Genomic DNA, 3,979 nt, shown 5'->3' with positions numbered 1-3,979 from the left:
CGTCGTCCTCGGCCGAGCGGACTTGCACGGGTCTATCCAGGTGACCACTCGGCCGGTCCAGTGCCGCCCGGAACAGCGACCGGGCGGCACGTCACGACGGGGCGAACGTTGCCTGATGCGGCACTAGATGCTGGCTGCCGAGGGGTTGCGTCCCTTGCGCTTGCCGGTGGGGATGAACAGGTCGGGCTGCATCTGCTCGACGGACTCGCCCCCCGCGCGGCGGCGGAGGGCGGTGTGGAGCATGTCGTCGGTGATGACCGGGGGCCGGCCGCCGTGCTTGCCCTTGCGGGCGGCGGTGTCGAGGCCCTCCAGGGTGGACTCGCGGATGTTCTCCCGCTCGGTCTCCGCCATCGCGGCGAAGAACGCGAACAGCGGCTTGCCCGGCCCGGCGGGGTCGTAGATCCCGGGCAGGGGTCCGGCGAGCATCCCAAGGATGAGGCCATGGGCGGTGAGGTGGTCAGCGAGCGCGGTGAGTTCGGCGGCGTCGCGGCCGAGTCGCTTTATCTCGTACACGGTGAAGATAACCCGGCAGTGCGGGGCGTGGGCCTCGACCTCCCGCGCGGTCCACAGCGCCTCCTCGGAGCGGGGCCGGACCCGTACGCGGGTGCTGATCTTCTCACTGAAGATCTTGTCCCGGGGGATGCCGTGTTCCGCGAGCGCGTCGAGCTGCGAGCCGAGTTCCTGGCCGAGGGTCGAGCAGCGGGCGTAGCCGATGCGGATGTCCGCGCTCGGCAGGGCCGGGTCGATCGGCGCCGGGGGCGGGGTGCCCGGCCGCCACGGTCGGCCGGGCCCGCGGTCGGTCGGGGTGGGCACGTGCAGTGCCTACTTCAACCGGGGCACCGTGGTGAAGCGGCGGGTGTGGTAGGCGGAGGCGACGGCGCCGCCGCGTGAGCGGCAGGGTGATCCGGGCTGGGCTTCGCACTTCGGACAGGCGTGCGCTTCGACGTCGTCCGCGTCCGAAGGGCCGGTCTTCGGGGAGTGTTGACGATCCGTCATGAGCCCGGATTCTCGCACCATGCAAGTCTCAGAAGGGGTCCGTGCCGCTTTCGAGTGAGAACGGGTTGTGAGAATGAATTCCGGTCCGGCGGCGGTCCGGCGGCCTGTTTCCGATCTCGCTCGGGCAAAGGACCGTTTGTGAGCGCAGGTGCCGGAAGGTGACGTCCGAGATAGACGCGGCGGACGACTGGCTGCACCGGCTACTCCGACAGATCCTCACAGGGAAAGATCACCGCCCGCACCCGGCCACGCCCATCGTCGACACTCTCGGCCCACTCGTGATGAACACGGTGGCGCCCGCCGGCATGTCCGCCCACAGCACGGCCCGCGGACTCCTCTGGTGCCTGCACCCACCCCAGCCGCAGATCACCGAAGCCTGGGCCTACTCCGTACTCCGCCTACGTCGACCAAAGCATGAGATGAAAACCACCAACACCGATATACCGGTCCTCGGCGTTGTGTCCCGGCCTGGTTCGGATCGACCGCGGTTGGAAGCAGCTCGATAGGCGAATCGAGTATCCATCTGCGAGTGGGATCCAGCTGGACGCCGTCACAGCTCCGGCGTCTCCGCCCGGAGCGCGATGGCCTGATTGTGGTCGTCGTCGACAACGCCATCGGCAAGGTCGATGAGGAAATGGGCCGCTTGCTCGACCCATTCGGCATACACGCGAAGTCTTCCCTGCATCGACGACAGACCGCTGTCAAACGCCTGCCTGCTTTGACCGCTCCACTTGTCGGCCAGTGTGGATTCGACGTCCGAAGTCAGCGTATCGAGTCTGTCCGCGATAGCGGCGTGGGTCTTCAGGAGAGCTTCGGCCGTGCCTCTGATTTCCTCCGGATGGTATTCGACCAGGTCATAGACGAGGAACCCCCAGAAGTCCCTCCCGTTGTAAGCGAGGGAGAGATCGCTCTCCTGGAATCCATCCCGTGCTTCGGGGACGGGCGGAGGGGCGTTCCCCATGAATGTCTCCGTTCAGTGCAATGTTGCCGATATCGAAAGGCGGTGGCTACGGCTGTTCAGGTTTGACGCGAACTTCCTCAGCCCGCCGATTTTCTGCCTCGAAGGCTCTCTGCGCCTCTTCGAGGGCCGCGTCCCCGAAGGTCTCAAGGATCCGGATTTCTCGAGCCATGAGATAGCACCATCGATCGGCCACCTCGAACATAGCGCGTTTGGCTTGACCCGTGAAGGCGACTTCCTCCAGATATCGCATGATCGCCGTCTGCATTTCCCCGCAGTCACGCGCGGCATCTCGGACCATCTGAATGCCCTCCAGGGCTCCAGGGTCGAGACTGATCACCTTCATCGACTCTGCCATGACTGCTCCTAGCTCCGTGGTGCTGGCTCGCCTCAAGGCACGCAGTGTGTGGTGCGCAGGTTCAAGTCTCGAATGGTGCGGGGGTTGAGAACTCCTGGCGCATGAGGGAAGGCGGATCGCCAAGGTGATGTTCCGGGCCCTGTCCTCCCGAAGCTGCCGCAAAGTGACAAGTAGCTCTCTGTGGCAAAGCGGGGGTGTGCTTGTCCGGGTTTTCGATCTTCTGGGGTTGTTGAGGGGACGGTTCCGCGAGGTCGGTCCGGTCACGACGACCGAAGGGAGCGCGGGGTGCGGCAGGACTGGGAGCCGGAGGACCTGATCGAGGTCTGGACGCTGCTGGAGGAGGGCCAGGAGCGGCTGCGGAACAAGTCGGGGCGAATCGGCTGGGGTTCGCGTTGTTGCCGAAATTCTTCGAGGTGGAGGCCCCGGTTCCCGGAGGATGCCGGAGAGATCCCGGCGCCTGCGGTGTCGTACGTGGCCCAACAGGTGAAGGTGCCGGCCGAGGACCGACGCGGAAGTGGTCGACACCCGCTGGTGCGGCGATATCACCCACATCGCCACCGACGAGGGCTGGCTCTACCTGGCCACCGTCATCGACTCCCGCCGCGTCGTGGGCTGGGCCACCGCCGACAACCTGTGAGCCGAGCTGGTCGCGGACGCCCTGCGAGCCGCCCGCCGCACCCGTCAACCCGGCCGGTCCGGTGATCTTCCACTCGGATCGCGGCTGCCAGTACACCAGCCGCGAATTCGCCATCCTGGCCTCCGAGTTCGACATCCGGCTCTCGGTCGGCCGCACCGGGCAGTGCTGGGACAACGCGCTGGCCGAGTCCTTCTTCTCCACCTTGAAGAACGAACTGGGCGACACCCACACATGGCCGAGCCGGGCTGCCGTCCGCACCGAGATATTCGAGTGGATCGAGAGCTGGTACAACTTGCGGAGGCTGCACAGCAGCCTCGGCTACCGCACACCCGCCGACTACGAGGCCGCCCACGCGGCCTGACCACCACACCGATGGTGTCCGTGAAAGCGGAACAAGCTCACGGCTTCGGGAGGACAGGGCCGACTCCGAGGCCGGCCAGCGGATCGTATCCCTCGGTGTCAGGCGGACGGGCGGCCACGGGGAGAGTGCGTCCGTCCCCTCGTCACGTGGCGGAGTGCTCGGGCCCGACTCGAACCCAGGGTGACCGTTCGTCGTGCCGGGAGGACCGTACGGCGACCGATCACCGCTACTCACGGAGTGCGTGACCGCGTGCCCGGCGCGCTGTGCGGCCCGGGCCGTACCGTTGGCACCGGGGTCCTTCCCGTCGGCCCCGGAAGAGGCTTCCATGGCAGAGATCGACGACCTCGTGCACGAGTTGAGTGATGTTCCGAGGGAGCGCCCGTCGAGTGAGCGCGAACTGAGCGAGCTACTCGGCAGAATCAAGACGGTCGCCGGCCTCTGGGCAGATGTCCTCGATGACCTACTGCAGTCGGCCGAGGCCCTCGCGGGTCCGGGCGCACGGGCCGCACTCGAGATCGCCTTCCGCAGGGCCGAGGAGTCGTACGTCGAACTGGAGATCGCGCATGGCGCCGACCGCCGGCCCTCGGGGGACCGGGCGCCGCGGCGAAGCTGAACGCCGGCATGGGTGAAGTGCAGGCGCGGGCAGGAAGAAGGGCCTGACGGTAGGAG

7 protein-coding genes are annotated in these 3,979 nt (G+C 67.0%); 3 read left to right on the top strand and 4 right to left on the bottom strand.

Translation table 11 applies throughout. The annotated features are described in order from the left end of the window. Positions 1-123: 123 nt before the first annotated feature. From ACFUJR_RS38900 to ACFUJR_RS38885, 4 genes are all read right to left on the bottom strand, one after another. Positions 124-813 carry a recombinase family protein gene (locus ACFUJR_RS38900; RefSeq protein WP_383181225.1) on the bottom strand — a complete coding sequence of 230 codons (690 nt, stop codon included), beginning with the start codon at positions 811-813 and terminating at the stop codon, positions 124-126. A 9-nt stretch (positions 814-822) separates the two neighbouring features. Then, positions 823-996 carry a hypothetical protein gene (locus ACFUJR_RS38895; protein WP_383181222.1) on the bottom strand — a complete coding sequence of 58 codons (174 nt, stop codon included), beginning with the start codon at positions 994-996 and terminating at the stop codon, positions 823-825. 550 nt (positions 997-1,546) lie between these two features. Then, positions 1,547-1,957 (bottom strand): WXG100 family type VII secretion target, encoded by a 411-nt coding sequence (locus tag ACFUJR_RS38890; RefSeq protein WP_383181219.1) that lies wholly within the window; start codon positions 1,955-1,957, stop codon positions 1,547-1,549. A gap of 46 nt (positions 1,958-2,003) precedes the next feature. Beyond that, complete coding sequence (locus tag ACFUJR_RS38885) at positions 2,004-2,312, bottom strand: hypothetical protein (protein ID WP_383181216.1); 309 nt, start codon at positions 2,310-2,312, stop codon at positions 2,004-2,006. A 514-nt stretch (positions 2,313-2,826) separates the two neighbouring features. Here ACFUJR_RS38885 and ACFUJR_RS38880 point away from each other — a divergent pair. From ACFUJR_RS38880 to ACFUJR_RS38870, 3 genes are all read left to right on the top strand, one after another. Beyond that, a complete protein-coding gene (locus ACFUJR_RS38880; protein WP_383181213.1) occupies positions 2,827-2,949 on the top strand; it encodes a hypothetical protein in 123 nt (40 codons plus the stop codon). A gap of 61 nt (positions 2,950-3,010) precedes the next feature. Further along, complete coding sequence (locus ACFUJR_RS38875; protein WP_383181209.1) at positions 3,011-3,310, top strand: transposase; 300 nt, start codon at positions 3,011-3,013, stop codon at positions 3,308-3,310. Between the two features lie 325 nt (positions 3,311-3,635). After that, a complete protein-coding gene (locus ACFUJR_RS38870; protein WP_383181206.1) occupies positions 3,636-3,923 on the top strand; it encodes a hypothetical protein in 288 nt (95 codons plus the stop codon). Positions 3,924-3,979 lie beyond the last annotated feature (56 nt).

Origin of the sequence: Streptomyces sp. NPDC057271 (assembly GCF_042668715.1) — a bacterium.
In the GTDB taxonomy this organism is placed as follows: Bacteria; Actinomycetota; Actinomycetes; order Streptomycetales; family Streptomycetaceae; genus Streptomyces.
The sequence above is the reverse complement of the archived record's forward strand: the minus strand, read 5'-3'. Positions and strand labels throughout refer to the sequence as shown.